At 45.0% G+C, this 18,714-nt stretch carries 18 protein-coding genes; 6 read left to right on the top strand and 12 right to left on the bottom strand.

Annotation, left to right across the window (positions count from 1 at the left end):
* Positions 1–60: 60 nt before the first annotated feature.
* The 8 genes from sucD to sdhC form a co-directional block, all read right to left on the bottom strand.
* The gene (gene sucD, locus R7P72_RS14180; RefSeq protein WP_005382181.1) at positions 61–933 is read right to left on the bottom strand and encodes a succinate--CoA ligase subunit alpha; all 873 of its coding nucleotides are present in this window, start codon (positions 931–933) and stop codon (positions 61–63) included.
* Positions 933–2,099: an ADP-forming succinate--CoA ligase subunit beta gene (gene sucC / locus R7P72_RS14175; protein ID WP_005382179.1), complete on the bottom strand. Its 1,167-nt coding sequence runs from the start codon at positions 2,097–2,099 to the stop codon at positions 933–935. Before sucC ends, sucD begins: the two co-directional genes overlap by 1 nt.
* Before the next feature lie 213 nt (positions 2,100–2,312).
* The gene (gene odhB, locus R7P72_RS14170; protein ID WP_005382177.1) at positions 2,313–3,521 is read right to left on the bottom strand and encodes a 2-oxoglutarate dehydrogenase complex dihydrolipoyllysine-residue succinyltransferase; all 1,209 of its coding nucleotides are present in this window, start codon (positions 3,519–3,521) and stop codon (positions 2,313–2,315) included.
* A gap of 28 nt (positions 3,522–3,549) precedes the next feature.
* Positions 3,550–6,375 (bottom strand): 2-oxoglutarate dehydrogenase E1 component, encoded by a 2,826-nt coding sequence (gene sucA, locus R7P72_RS14165; RefSeq protein ID WP_005382176.1) that lies wholly within the window; start codon positions 6,373–6,375, stop codon positions 3,550–3,552.
* 171 nt (positions 6,376–6,546) lie between these two features.
* Positions 6,547–7,257: a succinate dehydrogenase iron-sulfur subunit gene (locus R7P72_RS14160; protein WP_005382174.1), complete on the bottom strand. Its 711-nt coding sequence runs from the start codon at positions 7,255–7,257 to the stop codon at positions 6,547–6,549.
* Positions 7,258–7,272: 15 nt separating this feature from the next.
* Positions 7,273–9,039, bottom strand: coding sequence for a succinate dehydrogenase flavoprotein subunit (sdhA, locus tag R7P72_RS14155; protein ID WP_005382172.1), 1,767 nt, complete (start codon positions 9,037–9,039; stop codon positions 7,273–7,275).
* Entirely contained in the window at positions 9,040–9,384 is a 345-nt protein-coding gene (gene sdhD / locus R7P72_RS14150) for a succinate dehydrogenase, hydrophobic membrane anchor protein (RefSeq protein ID WP_005382169.1), read from the bottom strand.
* The gene (gene sdhC, locus R7P72_RS14145) at positions 9,378–9,770 is read right to left on the bottom strand and encodes a succinate dehydrogenase cytochrome b556 subunit (protein ID WP_017634811.1); all 393 of its coding nucleotides are present in this window, start codon (positions 9,768–9,770) and stop codon (positions 9,378–9,380) included. The genes sdhD and sdhC overlap by 7 nt, the downstream gene beginning before the upstream one ends.
* A gap of 396 nt (positions 9,771–10,166) precedes the next feature.
* Between sdhC and R7P72_RS14140 the strand changes: the two genes are divergently transcribed.
* Positions 10,167–11,456: a citrate synthase gene (locus R7P72_RS14140; RefSeq protein WP_005382163.1), complete on the top strand. Its 1,290-nt coding sequence runs from the start codon at positions 10,167–10,169 to the stop codon at positions 11,454–11,456.
* Between the two features lie 92 nt (positions 11,457–11,548).
* On the opposite strand, the gene R7P72_RS14135 is transcribed toward R7P72_RS14140, so the two are convergent.
* The gene (locus tag R7P72_RS14135; protein WP_025766984.1) at positions 11,549–12,307 is read right to left on the bottom strand and encodes a Nif3-like dinuclear metal center hexameric protein; all 759 of its coding nucleotides are present in this window, start codon (positions 12,305–12,307) and stop codon (positions 11,549–11,551) included.
* Between the two features lie 232 nt (positions 12,308–12,539).
* Between R7P72_RS14135 and R7P72_RS14130 the strand changes: the two genes are divergently transcribed.
* Positions 12,540–13,313: a DUF1853 family protein gene (locus R7P72_RS14130; RefSeq protein WP_025766985.1), complete on the top strand. Its 774-nt coding sequence runs from the start codon at positions 12,540–12,542 to the stop codon at positions 13,311–13,313.
* 61 nt (positions 13,314–13,374) lie between these two features.
* Here R7P72_RS14130 and pgm read toward each other — a convergent pair whose 3' ends face one another.
* Together pgm and seqA are read right to left on the bottom strand one after the other, a co-directional pair.
* The gene (pgm, locus tag R7P72_RS14125; RefSeq protein ID WP_025766986.1) at positions 13,375–15,021 is read right to left on the bottom strand and encodes a phosphoglucomutase (alpha-D-glucose-1,6-bisphosphate-dependent); all 1,647 of its coding nucleotides are present in this window, start codon (positions 15,019–15,021) and stop codon (positions 13,375–13,377) included.
* Between the two features lie 92 nt (positions 15,022–15,113).
* Positions 15,114–15,656, bottom strand: a complete 543-nt coding sequence (gene seqA, locus R7P72_RS14120) for a replication initiation negative regulator SeqA (RefSeq protein WP_005382149.1) — start codon at positions 15,654–15,656, stop codon at positions 15,114–15,116.
* A 92-nt stretch (positions 15,657–15,748) separates the two neighbouring features.
* Here seqA and R7P72_RS14115 point away from each other — a divergent pair, with 92 nt between their 5' ends.
* From R7P72_RS14115 to fldA, 3 genes are all read left to right on the top strand, one after another.
* Positions 15,749–16,516 (top strand): alpha/beta fold hydrolase, encoded by a 768-nt coding sequence (locus R7P72_RS14115; RefSeq protein ID WP_017819953.1) that lies wholly within the window; start codon positions 15,749–15,751, stop codon positions 16,514–16,516.
* A 112-nt stretch (positions 16,517–16,628) separates the two neighbouring features.
* On the top strand, positions 16,629–16,850 hold the full coding sequence (locus R7P72_RS14110; protein WP_005393038.1) for a DUF2788 domain-containing protein: 222 nt from the start codon (positions 16,629–16,631) through the stop codon (positions 16,848–16,850).
* Positions 16,851–16,898: 48 nt separating this feature from the next.
* Positions 16,899–17,432 carry a flavodoxin FldA gene (gene fldA / locus R7P72_RS14105; RefSeq protein WP_005382146.1) on the top strand — a complete coding sequence of 178 codons (534 nt, stop codon included), beginning with the start codon at positions 16,899–16,901 and terminating at the stop codon, positions 17,430–17,432.
* 52 nt (positions 17,433–17,484) lie between these two features.
* Here the strand turns inward: fldA and R7P72_RS14100 are convergent, their stop codons facing one another.
* Complete coding sequence (locus R7P72_RS14100) at positions 17,485–17,988, bottom strand: DUF4442 domain-containing protein (protein ID WP_005382144.1); 504 nt, start codon at positions 17,986–17,988, stop codon at positions 17,485–17,487.
* A 200-nt stretch (positions 17,989–18,188) separates the two neighbouring features.
* Here R7P72_RS14100 and fcrX point away from each other — a divergent pair, with 200 nt between their 5' ends.
* The gene (gene fcrX / locus R7P72_RS14095) at positions 18,189–18,638 is read left to right on the top strand and encodes a ferric iron uptake transcriptional regulator FcrX (RefSeq protein WP_005382141.1); all 450 of its coding nucleotides are present in this window, start codon (positions 18,189–18,191) and stop codon (positions 18,636–18,638) included.
* Positions 18,639–18,714: the final 76 nt, after the last annotated feature.

The raw sequence follows: 18,714 nt of genomic DNA, 5'->3' as shown, positions 1-18,714 counted from the left end.
GGAAAAAGAAAAGCCTGCGAAGTCGCAGGCTTTTTAATACTTATTAAGCAGTGTGGTCGATTACCAACCCGTCACTTCACGTAGACCTTGGCCAATCTCTGCTAGAGATTTCACAGTTTTAACGCCAGCCGCTTCTAGTGCAGCAAATTTGTCTTCAGCAGTACCTTTACCACCAGAGATAATCGCACCAGCATGGCCCATACGCTTACCAGGAGGCGCAGTTACACCAGCAATGTAAGAAACCACTGGCTTCGTTACATTTTCTTTAATGTATGCTGCTGCTTCTTCTTCTGCAGTACCACCGATCTCACCGATCATAACGATCGCTTCTGTCTCAGGGTCTTCTTGGAACAGTTTTAGGATATCAATGAAGTTTGAACCCGGGATTGGGTCACCACCGATACCAACACAAGTAGACTGGCCGAAACCTTCGTCAGTGGTTTGTTTAACTGCTTCGTAAGTTAGAGTACCGCTACGAGATACAATACCTACTTTGCCTTTCTTGTGGATGTGACCAGGCATGATACCGATCTTACACTCATCAGGAGTGATAACGCCCGGACAGTTAGGACCAATCATGCGAACGCCAGTTTCTTCTAGCTTCACTTTTACGTCGATCATATCTGTAGTAGGGATACCTTCAGTAATCGTTACGATTAGCTCGATACCCGCGTCAATCGCTTCTAGGATTGCATCTTTACAGAAAGGTGCTGGTACGTAGATGACTGTCGCTGTTGCGCCAGTCGCTTCTACTGCTTCACGAACTGTGTTGAATACAGGAAGACCTAGGTGAGTTTGGCCACCTTTACCTGGAGACACACCGCCAACCATTTGCGTACCGTATGCGATAGCTTGCTCTGAGTGGAAAGTACCTTGACCACCAGTGAACCCCTGACAGATTACTTTAGTGTCTTTGTTAATTAATACAGACATTATTTAGCCTCCGCAGCAGCAACAACTTTCTGAGCAGCATCAGTTAGCGACTCAGCAGCAATGATATCAACATCAGAATTAGCAAGAACTTCGCGACCTAGGTCAGCGTTAGTGCCTTCAAGACGAACAACAACAGGTACGCTTACGCCTACCTCTTTAACCGCGCCGATAATACCTTCTGCGATCATGTCACAACGTACAATACCACCGAAGATGTTAACAAGTACCGCTTTCACATTGTCATCAGATAGGATGATCTTGAATGCTTCAGCAACACGCTCTTTCGTCGCGCCGCCACCTACATCTAAGAAGTTAGCTGGTTTGCCGCCGTGTAGGTTTACGATATCCATCGTACCCATTGCTAGGCCTGCACCGTTAACCATACAGCCAACGTTACCGTCTAGTGCTACGTAGTTCAGCTCCCACTGAGCTGCGTGTGCTTCACGCTCATCTTCTTGTGAAGGATCGTGCATTTCACGAAGCTTAGGCTGACGATACAGTGCGTTTGAGTCGATGTTGATCTTACCGTCAAGACATAGCAAGTTGCCTTCACCAGTAATCACAAGTGGGTTGATCTCTAGCAGAGCAAGATCGTACTGAGAAAACATAGTGCCAAGACCCATAAAGATCTTAACGAATTGTTTGATTTGGTCGCCTTCAAGACCAAGTTTGAACGCTAGCTCACGACCTTGGTAAGCTTGTGGACCTACTAGTGGGTCAATTGCTGCTTTGTGGATGAGTTCCGGCGTTTCTTCCGCAACTTTTTCAATTTCCACACCACCTTCGGTAGAAGCCATGAAAACGATCTTACGGCTAGCACGGTCAACTACCGCACCTAGGTATAGTTCGTTCGCAATATTTGAAGCTTCTTCAACAAGGATTTTTGTTACTGGCTGACCGTTAGCGTCAGTTTGGTAAGTCACTAGGTTTTTACCTAACCACTTCTGTGCAAACTCTTTAACGCCTTCTTTTGTATCGTGTAGCTCTACGCCACCCGCTTTACCACGGCCACCAGCGTGAACCTGACATTTAACTACTTTCTTGGCTGTACTAATACGGCCTGCGGCTTCAAAAGCTTCTTGTGGTGTATCACACGCGTAGCCTTCTGGCACAGGCAAACCGAATTCTGCAAACAGCTGTTTGGCTTGGTATTCATGCAAATTCATTTCGATATTCCGTTTGTTTTTCCCTTAAGGGATTTATTATTTCCATAACGCTGCAGTCTTGGCTGCTTGTACGTCTGTAGGGTCTTCTCAAATCAATCCTTCATCATGAGTTCTCATACTGAAGGATTCAAATGAAGGCCAAACGTTGAGCTAGTCTAGCCATTGAAATTTTTAACGTCTAGCTACCTACGATAACTAGACGTTTTAGCGATATTAAACGTCTAATAGGAGACGTGCTGGGTCCTCTAGTAACTCTTTAATCGTTACTAGGAAGCCAACTGATTCACGACCATCAATTAGGCGGTGATCGTAAGATAACGCTAGGTACATCATCGGCAAGATTTCAACTTTGCCATCCACTGCCATCGGACGCTCTTGGATCTTATGCATACCAAGAATCGCTGATTGAGGTGGGTTGATGATTGGTGTAGACATTAGTGAACCGAACACACCACCGTTTGTGATAGTGAAGTTACCGCCCATTAGCTCGTCTACCGTTAGCTTGCCATCACGACCTTTAATAGCCAGCTCTTTGATGCCTTTTTCAACATCAGCGAAACCAAGCTTGTCACAGTCTTTTAGGACAGGTGTAACTAGACCACGTGGCGTTGATACCGCCATGCTAATGTCGAAGTAGTTGTGGTAAACAATGTCATCGCCATCAATCGAAGCATTTACTTCTGGGTAACGCTTAAGCGCTTCTGTTACTGCTTTCACGTAAAAAGACATGAAGCCCAAACGAATACCGTGACGCTCTTCGAACTGATCTTTGTACTGCTTACGAAGGTCCATGATTGGTTTCATGTTCACTTCGTTAAACGTCGTTAGCATTGCCGTGTTGTTCTTCGCTTCTAGCAGACGGTTAGCGACTGTCTTACGAAGGCGAGTCATTGGAACACGCTTCTGACTGCGAGCCGCTGCCGGCACGTCAACCACTGCTGGCGAGTCTTCTTTTGACGCAGATTTAGCGTTCGCAAGATGCGCTTCAATATCTTCGCGCGTAATACGACCACCAACACCAGTACCTTTCACTTGGCTTGCTTCTAAGCCATGTTCAGCCAATAAACGGCGCACTGCTGGGCTTAATGCGTCATTACTTTCTTCGCTAAGCGCAGCTTTGTGACGCTTATCAGGAGATGCTTCAGTACCTTCTGTTTTGTCTGCAGTTGGTTCACCTGCAACTGCGCCTGGCTTCAATTTAGCAATGATTTGTTTAGAAAGTACTGTCGCACCTTCTGCTTCAACAATAGCTTCTAAAACGCCAGCTTCCGGAGCTGGAACTTCTAGCACAACTTTGTCTGTTTCGATGTCAACCAAAACCTCGTCACGCTCTACTGCGTCGCCTGGTTGTTTGTGCCATGTCGCTACGGTTGCATCAGCAACTGATTCAGGTAAATCTGGAACCAGAATTTCAATTGTCATATCTGTTTCTTCCTTTAACTTCTAGTTCTTAATTCGAAGTTTTTGAGTTCACGTTCAGAGCGTCTTCAACCAACGCTTTTTGTTGTTTCAAGTGCACCGACATGTAGCCAACTGCTGGCGAAGCAGAAGCTGGGCGACCTGCGTATTTAAGATTTGCACCTGCAGGAATAGCGGCACGGAAGTTATGTTGGCTACAGTACCAAGCACCTTGGTTCTGAGGTTCTTCCTGACACCACACGAAGTCTTCAACGTTAGTGTATTGAGCAATTGCTGCTTGTACTTCTTCCATTGGGAATGGGTAAAGCTGTTCAATACGCACGATAGCAACATCGTCTTGCTCGTTGTTACGGCGCTGCTCTAGTAGGTCAAAGTAAACCTTACCAGCACAGAACACGACACGTTTCACTTTGCTTGGTTCTAAATCATCTACTTCTGGAATTGCAGATTGGAATGTACCATCCGCCAAGTCTTCAATCGTTGAAGTACATAGAGGGTGGCGCAGCAAAGATTTCGGCGACATTACAATGAGAGGTCGACGCATTGGGCGTACAACCTGACGACGAATCATGTGGTACACCTGAGCCGGTGTTGAAGGAACCACAACCTGCATATTTTGCTCAGCACAAAGCTGAAGGTAACGCTCTAAACGTGCAGATGAGTGCTCAGGACCTTGACCTTCATAACCATGAGGTAGAAGCATAGTAAGACCGCACAAACGCGCCCACTTTTGCTCGCCTGACGAGATAAACTGGTCGATAACAACTTGTGCACCGTTGGCAAAATCACCAAACTGTGCTTCCCAGATAGTTAAACCACCTGGTTCGGCTGTTGCGTAACCGTATTCAAACGCCAACACAGCTTCTTCTGACAATACTGAGTCAAAGACTTGGAATGGCCCTTGGTTGTCATGAATATTCGCTAATGGAATGTAAGTGCTTGCATCGGTTTGGTTATGAAGAACCGAGTGACGGTGGAAGAAAGTACCACGCCCCGAGTCCTGGCCAGAAAGACGAATACGCTTGCCATCGTCAACCAATGTAGCATACGCCAATGTTTCAGCCATACCCCAGTCAATAGCTTTTTCACCGGTCATCATTGCTAGACGATCGTTGTATAGCTTATTAACACGGCTTTGCAGTTTATGGCTTTCTGGGTACTGACACAGACGATTGCCTAGCTCAATAAGGCGTGTCTTGTCGTATTTTGAATCCCACTCCATATCCCATTCGTGCCCTAAGTAAGGGGACCAGTCTACAGAGTGCAACGCCATTGGACGCCATTCTTTAACAACCACTTCACCGCGATCTAATGCATCGCGATACTCATTGACTAACTGAGTCGCCGTCTCGATATCTGACTCATTTTTGTCGATCAGAACATCTGCATACAATTTGCGTGGTGTAGGATGCTTTTTGATTTTCTGGTACATCAAAGGCTGAGTCGCATTTGGCTCATCCGCCTCATTGTGGCCGTGGCGACGGTAACATACAAGATCGATCACGACATCGCGCTTGAACTCGTTACGGTAATCCAATGCAATGCGAGTAACAAAAGCAACTGCTTCTGGGTCATCTGCATTTACATGGAAAATTGGCGCCTGCACCATCTTCGCGATATCGGTACAGTACATCGTAGAACGCGTGTCACGAGGATTAGACGTCGTAAAGCCTACTTGGTTGTTGATGACGATACGTACCGTACCACCAACTTGGAACCCACGAGCAAGAGACATGTTGAACGTTTCGGCAACCACACCCTGACCAGCGATTGCAGAATCACCGTGGATGGTGATAGGAAGCACTTTGCTACCTTGATTATCACCCAAGCGATCTTGACGTGCTCGAACTGAGCCCATGACTACTGGGTTTACGATTTCTAGGTGCGACGGGTTAAATGCAAGTGCTAAGTGAACATCACCGCCAGGAGTCGCAAAATCAGCAGAGAAACCTTGGTGATATTTCACATCACCCGTACCCCAAGTTTCGTCGTGTTTACCGGCGAACTCATCAAACAGGTCTTGAGGTTTCTTACCAAGTACGTTCACCAGCATGTTCAAACGACCGCGGTGAGCCATACCGATAACCACTTCACGCATTCCACTTGTACCCGCATGACGGATCAACTCTTTCGTCATCGGAATCAGCGCATCACCACCTTCTAAAGAGAAACGTTTTGCACCTGGGAATTTCGCCCCGAGGTAACGCTCCAAACCTTCAGCGGCTGTTAGCTCTTCTAGGAATGTGCGCTTCTCATCTTTGTTGAATGATGGCTGGCCTACGACAGACTCAAGGCGTTGCTGAATCCAACGCTTTTGCTCTGTGTCAGTCATGTGCATGTATTCAGCACCGATGGAACCGCAATAAGTTTTGTTGAGGGCTTCATAGATATCTTTCAACTTCATGGTTTCTTGCCCAACAGCAAAAGAACCTACGTTGAAAGTTTCTTCGAAGTCATCTTCGGTAAGATTATGAAAAGCAGGGTCTAACTCCGCCACTGTTGGGCGTTGCCATAGACCTAGTGGGTCTAATTCTGCAGCTTCATGCCCGCGGAAACGGTATGCGTTGATTAGCTGTAGAACTTTTACTTGTTTTGCATCGACATCTGGGTCACTAACTTGGACATTGTAATGCTTTGTTTCTCTAGCGAGTCGTCGGAAGTAGTCACGGACACGTGAATGTGGTTGTTCTGCCACTTCTTCTGATGGCTTAGGCAAGCCTTCAAAAACACGTTTCCACTCCTCACTTACCAGATCGGGATCACTTAGATACAGTTCGTAGAGGTCCTCTACATACGTTGCATTGGCGCCAGCCAAGTGTGAAGACTCGAGCCATGCCTTCATCACGCCGTTGTGCATATTTTCCCTTAACCAGTAGTTTTCACGTTTGCTTCGGTCTTTGCCGAGCTATAAGAGCCGACTAAAAATACGGTCGGCAATTTTTGTATTCTTTACTCGAATATTACTGAAGCAGTGAAGCGGTCATATCGGGTGATCCGCAACACTGCGACATTCCTAAGAGCGAGTAAATTAAACCGAACGATTAACCAACATCGACTTAATGTGACCGATGGCTTTCGTCGGATTTAATCCCTTAGGACAAACACTTACACAATTCATGATGCCATGGCAACGAAAAACGCTAAATGCATCATCAAGATCAGACAAACGTTCATCTGTTGCCGTATCGCGGCTATCAATTAGCCAACGGTACGCTGCGAGAAGACCAGCTGGGCCGATGAATTTATCAGGGTTCCACCAGAATGATGGGCAAGACGTTGTACAACATGCACACATGATACATTCGTACAATCCATCTAAATGCGCACGATCATCAGGCGATTGTAGGTTCTCACGTGATGGTGGTAATGCACCATCATCAATCAAGAATGGTTTAACTTTCGCATAGTTATCATAGAACTGCGTCATGTCAACGATAAGATCGCGCACGACAGGTAACCCTGGTAGTGGACGAATAACTATCTTATCGCCTTGTAGAGCAGATAACGGTGTGATACACGCTAGGCCGTTTTTACCATTCATATTCAAACCATCAGAACCACATACCCCTTCACGGCATGAGCGACGGAACGCGATGCTTGGATCTTGCTCTTTTAGCAGAATCAATGCATCAAGCACCATCATGTCTGAGCCTTCGTCTACCTCAAGGGTATACTCTTTCATGTAAGGCTTGGTATCCACATCCGGATTGTAACGGTATAAAGAGAAGTTTAATTTCATAGTCGTATCCTCCCTTTAGTATGTACGTACTTTCGGCGGGAAAGCTTCACGATGCGTTGGCGTCATGTTCACATCACGCTTAGTCATCGCTTCTGTTTCCGGATTGTAGATAGAGTGGCATAGCCAGTTCTCATCATCACGCTCAGGGAAATCGAAACGAGCATGTGCGCCACGACTCTCTGTACGGTAGTTTGCTGCAACGGCAGTTGAAAACGCGGTTTCCATCAGGTTATCAAGTTCTAGACACTCAATACGCTGCGTGTTGAACTCTGAAGACTTGTCCGCTAGATGCGCATCTTTCAAACGTTCGCGAATCACTTTCAACTCTTCTAGACCGGTTGCCATCGCATCGCCTTCACGGAATACCGAGAAGCTGTTTTGCATGCATGCTTGTAGGTCTTTACGAATCTGAACTGGATCTTCACCACCAGTGCTGTTTTCCCAACGCATAGTACGCGCTAGAGACGCTTCAATATCAGATTCTGTTGCAGGACGAGCTTCTGCTTGCGCTGCTAGCGTTTCGCCAAGGTGCAAGCCAGTAGCACGACCAAATACGACCAAGTCTAGTAATGAGTTGCCGCCCAGACGGTTAGCACCGTGTACCGATACAGAAGCAATCTCACCACATGCGTAAAGGCCTTGTACTTCCATCTCGCTACCGTCGGCCTTCTGCTTAATTGCTTGGCCAGAGACTTGAGTAGGTACACCACCCATCATGTAGTGACAAGTTGGAATTACTGGAATTGGCTCTTTCACTGGGTCAACGTGTGCAAATGTACGAGACAGTTCACAGATACCTGGTAGACGTGATTCAAGTACTTCTTTACCAAGGTGATCAAGTTTCAACTTGATATGTGGACCCCAAGGACCATCACAGCCGCGGCCTTCACGAATTTCAATCATCATTGAACGAGCAACCACGTCACGACCAGCAAGGTCTTTCGCGTTTGGTGCGTAGCGCTCCATGAAGCGTTCACCATCTTTATTTAGAAGGTAACCACCTTCACCACGACAACCTTCCGTCACTAGAACACCCGCGCCAGCAATACCTGTTGGGTGGAACTGCCACATTTCCATGTCTTGCATTGGAACGCCTGCGCGAAGTGCCATACCAACGCCATCACCCGTGTTGATGTGCGCGTTAGTGGTCGATGCGTAAATACGACCTGCACCACCTGTAGCTAGAATGGTTGCTTTCGATTTGAAGTAACAGATTTCACCCGTTTCCATACAAATCGCAGTACAACCCATGATTGCGCCGTCTTGGTTTTTCACAAGATCCAAAGCGTACCACTCCGAGAAGATGGTTGTTTTGTGTTTTACGTTTTGCTGGTAAAGCGTGTGAAGAAGTGCGTGACCAGTACGGTCTGCAGCAGCGGCTGTACGAGCAGCCTGCTCACCACCAAACTCTTTAGATTGGCCACCGAATGGACGTTGGTATATGGTACCGTTATCAAAACGAGAGAATGGAAGACCCATTTTTTCAAGCTCGATAACTGACTCAGGACCATTTTTACACATGTATTCAATCGCGTTCTGGTCACCGATGTAGTCGGAACCTTTAACGGTATCGTACATGTGCCATTGCCAATCGTCTTTGTGCGAGTTACCCAGAGCAACGGTAATGCCGCCCTGTGCAGACACAGTATGAGAACGTGTTGGAAATACTTTTGACAACAAAGCACATGATAGGCCTTGCTCTGAAATTTGTAGTGCAGCGCGCATACCTGCACCACCAGCGCCGATTACTACGGCATCAAACTCACGAACTGGAATAGACACTTACGCACCCCACAGAATAAATAGACCAGAGAAGACATAGCCGAATAGCACGGCAATAACACCAAGTTGTAGTGCGCCACGTAGTTTCGCGCACTTAATGTAATCAGTTAATACTTGCCACAAACCAACCCAAGCGTGAATCAGGATCGAGACAAGTGCCAACATGGTGAATACTTTAGTGAAGGTACCACCAAAGAATTGGGTCCAAGATGCGTAAGAGATATCTGAAAATGCACAGAAGCTAATCAGATAAATCGTGTATAGCGTCATAATGATTGCAGTTGCACGAATTAGTAGGAAATCGTGTACACCATTACGACCAAATGAAGATACGTGTTTTACCATACCAAGATCCCCGCCAATAATGATAATACTGCTGTTGCACCAAACGCGACTTTAGCGCTCATCGTGCCTGAATCTAGTTCTTCAAAGTGACCTAGATCCATCAATAAGTGACGGATACCACCTGCGATGTGGTAGGCAAGTGCAGTAAGAATTCCCCACAGGATGAATTTTACGAAGAAGCTATCGACGATGTCAGCGGCTTCCATAAAACCCATTGGGGATGACAGAGAAATGGATAGTAACCACAGTAATATACCCACCGCAACAAACGTAATTACCCCAGACACACGGTGTAGGATGGATGCGATTGCTGTGATAGGAAAGTGGATGGTCTGTAAATCTAAATTAACAGGTCTTGACTTTCTTTCTTTCACGGGCTTGCTCACTCAGCTCCATTGAGCATTTATTGTTATAACCAATTTCAGCTTCCAAACGTACAAAAGTTAACATCTATTTAACAAATATCGCGAGTAACCACTCAGATAATTGTAAACAAGTTGTTAACAAACGGAATCCAGCAACAAACCTCACTCTTTGTTTCTAGCCCCGAATTTATAAGGATTTAACTAAAATTTTCTTTGCCAATATACGGCGAGCAACATTCTAATACAATTGGTGTAACAAATTATGCTACATAGAACAGATTTTTAACGATTTTCATGAGAAAAATCATAACAAGTGCACACAAAGATGGAGAAAAATTGACTTTAAGCTTTAACAACAGTACAAAAATGGCACATAAACATCCTGGACGGATTAAATAATAAACAAAGGAGATTGTTATGGCGGATAAGAAAGCGACCCTTCATGTTGAAGGTCAAGCGCCAATCGAACTGCCAATTATGGACGGTACGCTAGGTACACCTGTAATTGACGTTCGTAAGCTGGGAGCCAATGGTTACTTTACTTTTGACCCAGGTTTTCTTGCCACTGCATCTTGTGAATCATCAATCACGTACATCGATGGCGGCAAAGGTATTCTTTTGCACCGCGGTTTCCCGATTGATCAATTAGCCAATAACGCAGATTACTTAGAAGTATGTTACATCCTTCTTTATGGTGAAGCCCCTACCCGAGAACAATACGAGCAATTCAAAACGACCGTTACTCGTCACACAATGGTACACGAGCAAATCGCAAGCTTTTTCCATGGCTTCCGACGCGATGCTCATCCAATGGCGGTAATGTGTGGTGTAGTTGGAGCACTTGCAGCCTTCTATCACGACTCTCTTGACATTAACAACGACGAACACCGCGAAATTGCAGCGTACCGTCTGCTGTCAAAAATGCCAACACTGGCGGCGATGTGTTACAAATACTCTATCGGTCAGCCATTTATTTACCCTCGTAACGACCTTAGCTACGCAGAGAACTTCTTGCATATGATGTTCGCAAACCCTTGCGAAGAGTATGAAGTAAATCCTGTGGTTGCCCGTGCGATGGATAAGATTTTCACTCTACACGCGGATCACGAACAGAATGCGTCGACATCAACTGTTCGCCTAGCTGGCTCTTCTGGTGCGAACCCATTTGCATGTATTGCCGCTGGTATTGCATCCCTTTGGGGGCCTGCTCACGGTGGCGCAAACGAAGCCTGCTTGAGAATGCTAGAAGAGATTGGCAGCGTCGATAACATCCCTGAATATGTAGACCGCGCGAAAGACAAAGATGACCCATTCCGCTTAATGGGCTTTGGTCACCGCGTTTACAAGAACTACGACCCACGTGCGACAGTAATGCGCGAAACGTGTCATGAAGTTCTCAAAGAGCTAAACATTCAAGACCCTCTGCTAGACGTTGCAATGGAACTTGAGCGCATTGCACTTTCTGATGAGTACTTCGTGTCTAAGAAGCTGTACCCGAACGTAGACTTCTACTCAGGTATCATTCTTAAAGCGATTGGTATTCCAGTTTCTATGTTTACGGTTATCTTCGCGATTTCTCGTACCATCGGCTGGATTGCTCACTGGAACGAAATGCACAGCGATCCACTGAACCGCATCGGTCGTCCTCGTCAGCTATACACTGGCGAAACACAACGTGAGTTTTCTCCACTTCACGAACGTGAATGATCTTTTAGTACGAAGATAGACAAACAAAAGGGTTGAGATTTTCGTCTCAACCCTTTTTTCTTTTTTGCGTTTAACGTTATTAATGGAGAACGCTAAACCGGATTATCAATATCGATAAACTCCACATGTAGGCCATATTCATCCGCTAGCCATTTGCCTAAGGCCTGAACACCATAACGCTCAGTAGCATGATGACCTGCAGCAAAGTAATGAATGTCCATTTCACGAGCAGTATAAGTGGTGCGCTCTGAAATTTCTCCAGAGATAAATGCATCCAGCCCGTGCTGTACAGCAAGTTCAATGAAATCCTGCCCTCCACCAGTACACCAGCCGACTGTCTCAATCATCTTATCAGTATTCTCTGGAGCGATATGCAGAGGCTCTCTTTCAAGAACTTGGTTGATCTTACTCGCAAATTCAACACCAGACATCGGCTTTTTCAAGCGCCCAAACATAGCAACTGACTGAGGGTGCCCTTCAAGCCCACCTTCTACTTCGATTTCAAGTAAGCGAGCTAATTCAGCGTTGTTGCCTAGCTCTGGATGAATATCTAGAGGAAGGTGATAACCATATAAGTTGATATCATTTTTGATCAGGCTACGAATTCGTTTACCTTTCATGCCACGAATTGGCTCAGGCTCACCTTTCCAAAAATAGCCATGATGAACAAGCAATGCGTCTGCATTAAGCTCAATCGCTTTATCGATTAAGGCTTGAGAGGCGGTTACGCCAGTGATAATACGCTTTACGGCTGGCGTCCCTTCTACCTGTAACCCGTTTGGTGCGTAATCTTTAATTAACTGCGGTGACAGTTTGTCATTAAGAATCTGTTCTAGCTTTAAGTTATTCATTATTACTTCCAATTTCTAGCGCATGTAAACCTAAATAACCTCTCGATGAAATCAGACCGAGAGTGTGCAACCTAGTTGATACAACAACGTTTTGACATCTGGCACCTTGATATCATTTAGGTATTTAAAGTGTATCTCGAACCCTAATATCGATGCTAGCCACCCTACCCTCAAAAGCAAATTTAGTTACAATAACAAAGCTTGTCGCCTCACCATACATTTAGGGATACGGATGAACCAACTGCAACGCTTTTACCAATGGATCGCCACTTCACCTCCTCTTTTCAAGTTACGCCCTCCGTTTGCAACCTTAGAGGATCTTACGGTAACGCCTTTAAAGAACACTGAGCAATACAATGGTAATCCAAGATTGGGCTTTTTATATCAGCACTTATGCACTGCAGTTCTCTCTAGTTCAGAACGATATCAGGTTATCGCTGAAGAGGTTCAGTTAAACGACATCGAAGGTAAGACCATTGGTGCTATAGATTTGGTGTTGCGGAATACAGAATCAAATCAAATAGAACACTGGGAAGTGGCGATTAAGTTTTATCTTCTTTATAACGGCGTTTGGTATGGTCCGAATGCTCACGACCAGCTGCATACAAAACTGAATAGAATGCTTACTCATCAATTGAAAATGAGCGATCGCCCGGAATTTCAAAAAATAATTCCGTTAAACGACGCCCCACAAGAGCATCTATTGATGCAAGGACGACTCTATATTAATCCGTTTACTCCAGAGCCAACTCCTAGCGAGTGCTTGGGTTATGAACTAAACCCAAGTCAGATTAGTGGTTACTGGTGCTACCAGAGCCAATGGGAGTTAATCGGTAAGCCACTTTATCATTTACACAAACCATGCTGGGCGATTGGTATGGACGATTTATCTCGACCCATTGAAAAGCCTTCAGACCGATTTGTACATGCACAAACGGAGGACGGTCAATTCTGGTTTGTGGTACCAGATTCATGGCCCGGAGATAAAGCGGTTCGGGGCACTTAAACATGAAAGGGTTGATGTTTTCACATCAACCCTTTGCTAGATACATTGACCATTGGATGTTTTACAAACCAGCGGCTGCAAACACTTGATTAACGATCTCTTGTGCTTCAGCTTCGATTTGTTTCAGATGTTCTTCACCTTTGAAGCTTTCACAGTAAATCTTGTAGATGTCCTCTGTGCCTGATGGACGAGCAGCGAACCAACCGTTAGCTGTCGTTACTTTAAGGCCGCCAATCGCAGCACCATTGCCTGGTGCATGCGTTAGACGAGCAGTGATAGCATCACCTGCTAGAGTTTCAGCCGCAACCATTTCTGGTGACAACTTCTTCAATACGTCTTTTTGTGGGCCATTTGCTACAGCTTGAATACGGTTGTACTTCGACTCACCGTGCTTCGCCGCTAGCTCTTCATAGTAATCTTGAGGGTTCTTACCCGTTACCGCAGTGATCTCTGCTGCTAGAAGGCATAGCAAGATGCCATCTTTGTCTGTTGACCAAGGCGTGCCATCTTTACGAAGGAAAGACGCACCAGCACTTTCTTCGCCGCCGAAACCAAACTTACCAGTGTACAGACCGTCTACAAACCATTTGAAACCAACAGGCACTTCACATAGCTCACGACCTAGATCCGCAACAACACGATCAATCAGCGCACTTGAAACTAGTGTTTTACCAACAGCGACGTCTTTACCCCACGCGTCACGATGACGGTACAAGTAGTCAATACAAACGGCTAAGAAGTGGTTCGGGTTCATCAAACCTTTTGGCGTAACGATACCGTGACGGTCGTAGTCAGGATCGTTACCAAATGCTAAATCGTATTCGTCTTTCAGTGCCAATAGACCCGCCATTGCGTAAGGAGAAGAACAGTCCATACGCACAACGCCGTCTTTATCTAGCGACATGAATTGGAAAGAAGGATCGATCGATTCACTTACTAGCGTTAGGTCTAGGTTGTATGCCTGACCAATTTGACGCCAGTAATCGATACCGCTGCCACCCAATGGATCTACACCAATCTTCAGGTTCGCTTTTTGGATTGCTTCCATATCGATAACGTTCACCAGGTCATCAATGTATGGCTTCACCAAGTCCATCTCTACAAACAGATCCGATGCTTTTGCTTCTGCTAGTGGTAGGCGTTTAACACCTTGTAAACCTTCAGCAATCAATTCGTTCGCACGATCTTCGATAGCTTGAGTCAACTCAGCTTCTGCAGGACCACCATGTGTCGGATTGTATTTGATTCCGCCGTCTTGTGGTGGGTTATGTGATGGGGTAATAACGATACCGTCTGCTTTTTCATCGTGTTTGATGTTGTAAGTCAGAATCGCGTGTGAAATACCCGGTGTTGGCGTGTAACCGTTGTCTTGCTGGACAATCACTTTCACACCATTTGCAATCAATACTTCAATCACACTTGAAAAAGCAGGCTCAGATAGCGCATGCGTGTCTTTACCCACAAACAACGGGCCAGTTGTGCCTTGCTCAGCACGAACTTCTGCTACCGCTTGAGCGATCGCTAAAATGTGGTTTTCGTTAAAAGTGTGCTTGTCTGCAGTACCGCGGTGGCCAGAAGTACCAAATTGAACTTTGTGTTCTGCGTTTGCCGCGTCTGGTTGAAGTAAGAAGTAGTTAGCAACGAGTGCTGGGATATTGTGAAGATCTTCCTGCTGCGCTTTTTGCCCAGCACGAGGGTGCATAGCCATGTTTGACATCCTTTCTTTCAATACAAATAAAATTAAAAAAGCCTCATAATATCCGCTCACTGCGACGCATTATGAGGCTTCTATCAGGTTTCTTAGATTGAACCTGTTACTTTTTCTATTAAGTCAGGTTGGAACCCCATGTGTGCCATCACTTGTTCAACCATCTGTCTTTTACGACTTGTATTGTTATTCGTGATAACCCAAAACGGTGTGCCAGGAATGGCTTTTGGCTTGGTCGTATTACCGTTTGCTAGCAAGGTTTCTTCATTATCTGCAAAGTACACGCGTTTGCGTCCTTTTACATTCGTAGCCTGGGCGAAACCTTCTGGATTCAATTTATGTAAGGTCGATAATACCAACATAAAGCGATCAATCGCTTTTTTTAGACCGGCAAACTCATCAGAAATAAGCAGCGAACGCATTTCTTTCACTACATCAACAGATTCCGTTTTACCCGCATCTTTACTTACTACAATCCCTTGTGGCTTCTCTACTACAGGCGCGGCTTTAGCTTCCTGCAACTGACCATCAAGGTTTAAAAGGCGTCGCAAAATATCCGAGGCGCTTTCACCGATATGCTTAGTTTGACTAGCTATATAACGGTATAGATCCTCATCAACCTCAATTGTTTTCATTCGCTTTTCACATTCTCAATGTTTAAACTCTGGGGGATTATAACGAGATCCACGCGGATACTCCACGTTAAACCCATCACGAATAAGATAAAATGTCAGCATTACTCAACTATAAGCAGGAAGGCCAAGGCCAAACAGTTGTTTTGATTCACGGATTGTTTGGTAGTTTAAGTAATCTGGGTCTACTCGCCCGCGATCTTATTAAAGATCACACGGTGATCAGTATTGATCTGAGAAATCACGGCCTCTCTTTCCACTCCGAAGTCCATAACTATACCGATATGGCAAAAGATGTGGCTCAGCTCCTTCAGCACTTAAACGTTGAGCCATCTATTGTTATTGGTCACTCCATGGGCGGAAAAGTCGCGATGGCTCTTGTGGACATTGCTCCAAATGTAGTCAAGCAGTTAGTCGTTCTCGACATGGCGCCTGTAGCCTACACTACGAACCGTCACGATAATGTTTTTAACGGCTTACATGCTGTTATTAATGAAAAACCAGCAAATCGACAGCAAGCCATGGATATCCTAGCTCAACATATTGAACTCGATGGTGTAAGACAATTTCTCTCTAAATCACTGTACAAAAATGGCGATAAGATGGATTGGCGGTTTAACGTACCGAGCCTTTTTGAGAATTATGACCAAATTATTGGCTGGCAAGAAATCACACCAACAGATATCCCAACTTTATTTATCAAAGGCGGCGACTCTGACTACTTAATGCCAGAACATCAGCCGGCAGTGAAGCGACAATTTAACCATGCTAAAGCACACATTATCGCTGGCACTGGTCACTGGTTACACGCCGAGAAACCGACAGAAGTAATGAGAGTCATTCGAAAATACATTTCCAGTTAACAAATTCGAAAAGCAACACTAGATTATTGAAATAACCCTTCTTGTAGTGCATTAACTTTACCGTTTAACAGTGGTATAGTGCGCCCAAGATTTTTCGGCATGAAGGGCTAAAATGCTTTACGACTATATGGATATGCTCGAGTCTATTGGGCTCGATCTTCTTTTTGCTGCTATCTTTTTTTTCATCGGGATGGCGATAAAAGATGTGCTAAAGCAAGGCAATGTACCTGTTTTTGGTCGTCGTATTGTGTGGTTAGTCCTTTTCCTAGGCTGTGCTGGCTTTATTGCAAAAGGTGTAATTCAGCTAACTTGGGAAGGCTCAGGGTTAGGTTAAACCCTTAGTAGCATCGCCAATAACAAACAATGTAAAGGTATAGACTCTATGGCAAGTGTAGGTATCTTCTTCGGTAGCGACACAGGTAATACTGAAGCCGTTGCAAAGATGATTCAAAAGCAACTAGGTAAACATCTAGTTCACGTTCAAGACATCGCGAAAAGCAGCAAAGAAGACATTGATAACTTCGATCTTCTTCTTCTAGGTATCCCAACTTGGTACTACGGCGAAGCACAATGTGATTGGGATGACTTCTTCCCTGAACTTGAGCAAATCGACTTCTCTACTAAGCTAGTGGCTATCTTTGGCTGTGGCGACCAAGAAGACTACGCAGAATACTTCTGTGACGCGATGGGCACAGTCCGTGATATCGTTGAATCTAAAGGCGGCACAATTCTTGGCCATACCTCGACAGAAGGCTACGAATTTGAAGCGTCTAAAGCACTTGTTGAAGGTGACGAAAGCCAATTCGTAGGTCTATGTATTGATGAAGACCGCCAACCAGAATTGACTGACGAGCGTGTTGAAAGCTGGGTTAAACAGATCTATGAAGAGATGTGTTTAGCTGAGCTAGAAGGCTAATCAAATTGAATGATGCAAAGACCTCCACTTGGAGGTCTTTTTGTATGTATTGTCACACAGCATCGGTAAGTACTTCCTCTTCGCGATACTGAGGTTTCTTTCTTACATAAAGCTTGCGTTGAACCTCTGAAACCACATTCCCCTGTTTATCTTTTACATGAGTAATAAACTCAGGAAAGCACTTTTCTCCATTCCGTGTCATTTGATAAATGTTTTCCAGCATCCCTTCAGTGACCTCAAATTCTGCAAACAAATCACTTTGCCCCGGCTTAATAAAGTTAATGCTTGCCTCTTTATCCCACACATAATATTCCTCTCGTAGAATCCCCATCAGCATCAACGAGTAAATAGGATCAGTTAAAGAGAAAATACTGCCGCCATATTGGGTGCGATTGGCATTTTTATTCCACCAGCGAAGCTTTAAACGTACCTTTACAGTACGGAAGTCTTGAGAAATATGTAAGATTTTAATACCCGCCCCCCAAAAAGGAGGCCAAATATTGAGTGCGAACTTTACAATTCCTGGTTTGTATATCTTCGCTAGTCGCCTATTCATCGCTATCCCTGCCCTCTCCAAGCTTAATGTTACACAATTGTAACTGGTCAGAGCTGTAATATAATGGACCTGTTTCTAATTTACAAAAAGATTCTATTAACCCTTTGAAGTTCGTGGTTTAATGTTCCGAACGCTTATCCTATAATGGTAGGAAGATTGAATTCTGTTAAATCGCTGCAGATGATCCAACGGGAAAGTATATGTCAGATAATAATCAGGCGCTGAAGGATGCGGGTTTAAAAGTAACCCTTCCGAGGCTAAAAATTCTAGAAGTACTTCAGCAGCCAGACTGCCAGCACATCAGTGCTGAAGATTTGTACAAAAAGTTGATTGATCTAGGTGAAGAAATTGGCCTAGCAACTGTTTACCGAGTTCTAAACCAGTTCGACGATGCTGGTATTGTAACTCGTCACCACTTTGAAGGTGGAAAGTCAGTCTTCGAATTATCGACTCAACATCACCACGACCACCTAGTGTGCCTAGACTGTGGTGAGGTAATTGAATTTTCTGACGATCTTATTGAAGAACGTCAAAAAGAGATTGCAGCTAAGTACAATGTCACACTAACAAACCACAGCTTATACTTGTACGGCAAGTGTAGCGATGGTGGTTGTAAAGACAATCCAGATGCACACAAACCGAAAAAATAAGGGTTTGTTAATTTAAAAAGTAAACGCCAGCACATGCTGGCGTTTTTTGTTTCTAGAAGTAAGTACCTTAGACGTC

Source organism: Vibrio sp. Vb0888, assembly GCF_033338835.1.
Lineage (GTDB): Bacteria > Pseudomonadota > Gammaproteobacteria > Enterobacterales > Vibrionaceae > Vibrio > Vibrio alginolyticus.
The sequence above is the reverse complement of the archived record's forward strand: the minus strand, read 5'-3'. Positions and strand labels throughout refer to the sequence as shown.

Bases quoted from the DNA above. Each gene is read 5' to 3' on its own strand.
- sucD (WP_005382181.1), bottom strand. From the start codon at position 933: ATGTCTGTATTAATTAACAAAGACACTAAAGTAATCTGTCAGGGGTTC.
- sucC (WP_005382179.1), bottom strand. From the start codon at position 2,099: ATGAATTTGCATGAATACCAAGCCAAACAGCTGTTTGCAGAATTCGGT.
- odhB (WP_005382177.1), bottom strand. From the start codon at position 3,521: ATGACAATTGAAATTCTGGTTCCAGATTTACCTGAATCAGTTGCTGAT.
- sucA (WP_005382176.1), bottom strand. From the start codon at position 6,375: ATGCACAACGGCGTGATGAAGGCATGGCTCGAGTCTTCACACTTGGCT.
- R7P72_RS14160 (WP_005382174.1), bottom strand. From the start codon at position 7,257: ATGAAATTAAACTTCTCTTTATACCGTTACAATCCGGATGTGGATACC.
- sdhD (WP_005382169.1), bottom strand. From the start codon at position 9,384: ATGGTAAAACACGTATCTTCATTTGGTCGTAATGGTGTACACGATTTC.
- R7P72_RS14140 (WP_005382163.1), top strand. From the start codon at position 10,167: ATGGCGGATAAGAAAGCGACCCTTCATGTTGAAGGTCAAGCGCCAATC.
- R7P72_RS14135 (WP_025766984.1), bottom strand. From the start codon at position 12,307: ATGAATAACTTAAAGCTAGAACAGATTCTTAATGACAAACTGTCACCG.
- R7P72_RS14130 (WP_025766985.1), top strand. From the start codon at position 12,540: ATGAACCAACTGCAACGCTTTTACCAATGGATCGCCACTTCACCTCCT.
- pgm (WP_025766986.1), bottom strand. From the start codon at position 15,021: ATGGCTATGCACCCTCGTGCTGGGCAAAAAGCGCAGCAGGAAGATCTT.
- seqA (WP_005382149.1), bottom strand. From the start codon at position 15,656: ATGAAAACAATTGAGGTTGATGAGGATCTATACCGTTATATAGCTAGT.
- R7P72_RS14115 (WP_017819953.1), top strand. From the start codon at position 15,749: ATGTCAGCATTACTCAACTATAAGCAGGAAGGCCAAGGCCAAACAGTT.
- R7P72_RS14110 (WP_005393038.1), top strand. From the start codon at position 16,629: ATGCTTTACGACTATATGGATATGCTCGAGTCTATTGGGCTCGATCTT.
- fldA (WP_005382146.1), top strand. From the start codon at position 16,899: ATGGCAAGTGTAGGTATCTTCTTCGGTAGCGACACAGGTAATACTGAA.
- R7P72_RS14100 (WP_005382144.1), bottom strand. From the start codon at position 17,988: ATGAATAGGCGACTAGCGAAGATATACAAACCAGGAATTGTAAAGTTC.
- fcrX (WP_005382141.1), top strand. From the start codon at position 18,189: ATGTCAGATAATAATCAGGCGCTGAAGGATGCGGGTTTAAAAGTAACC.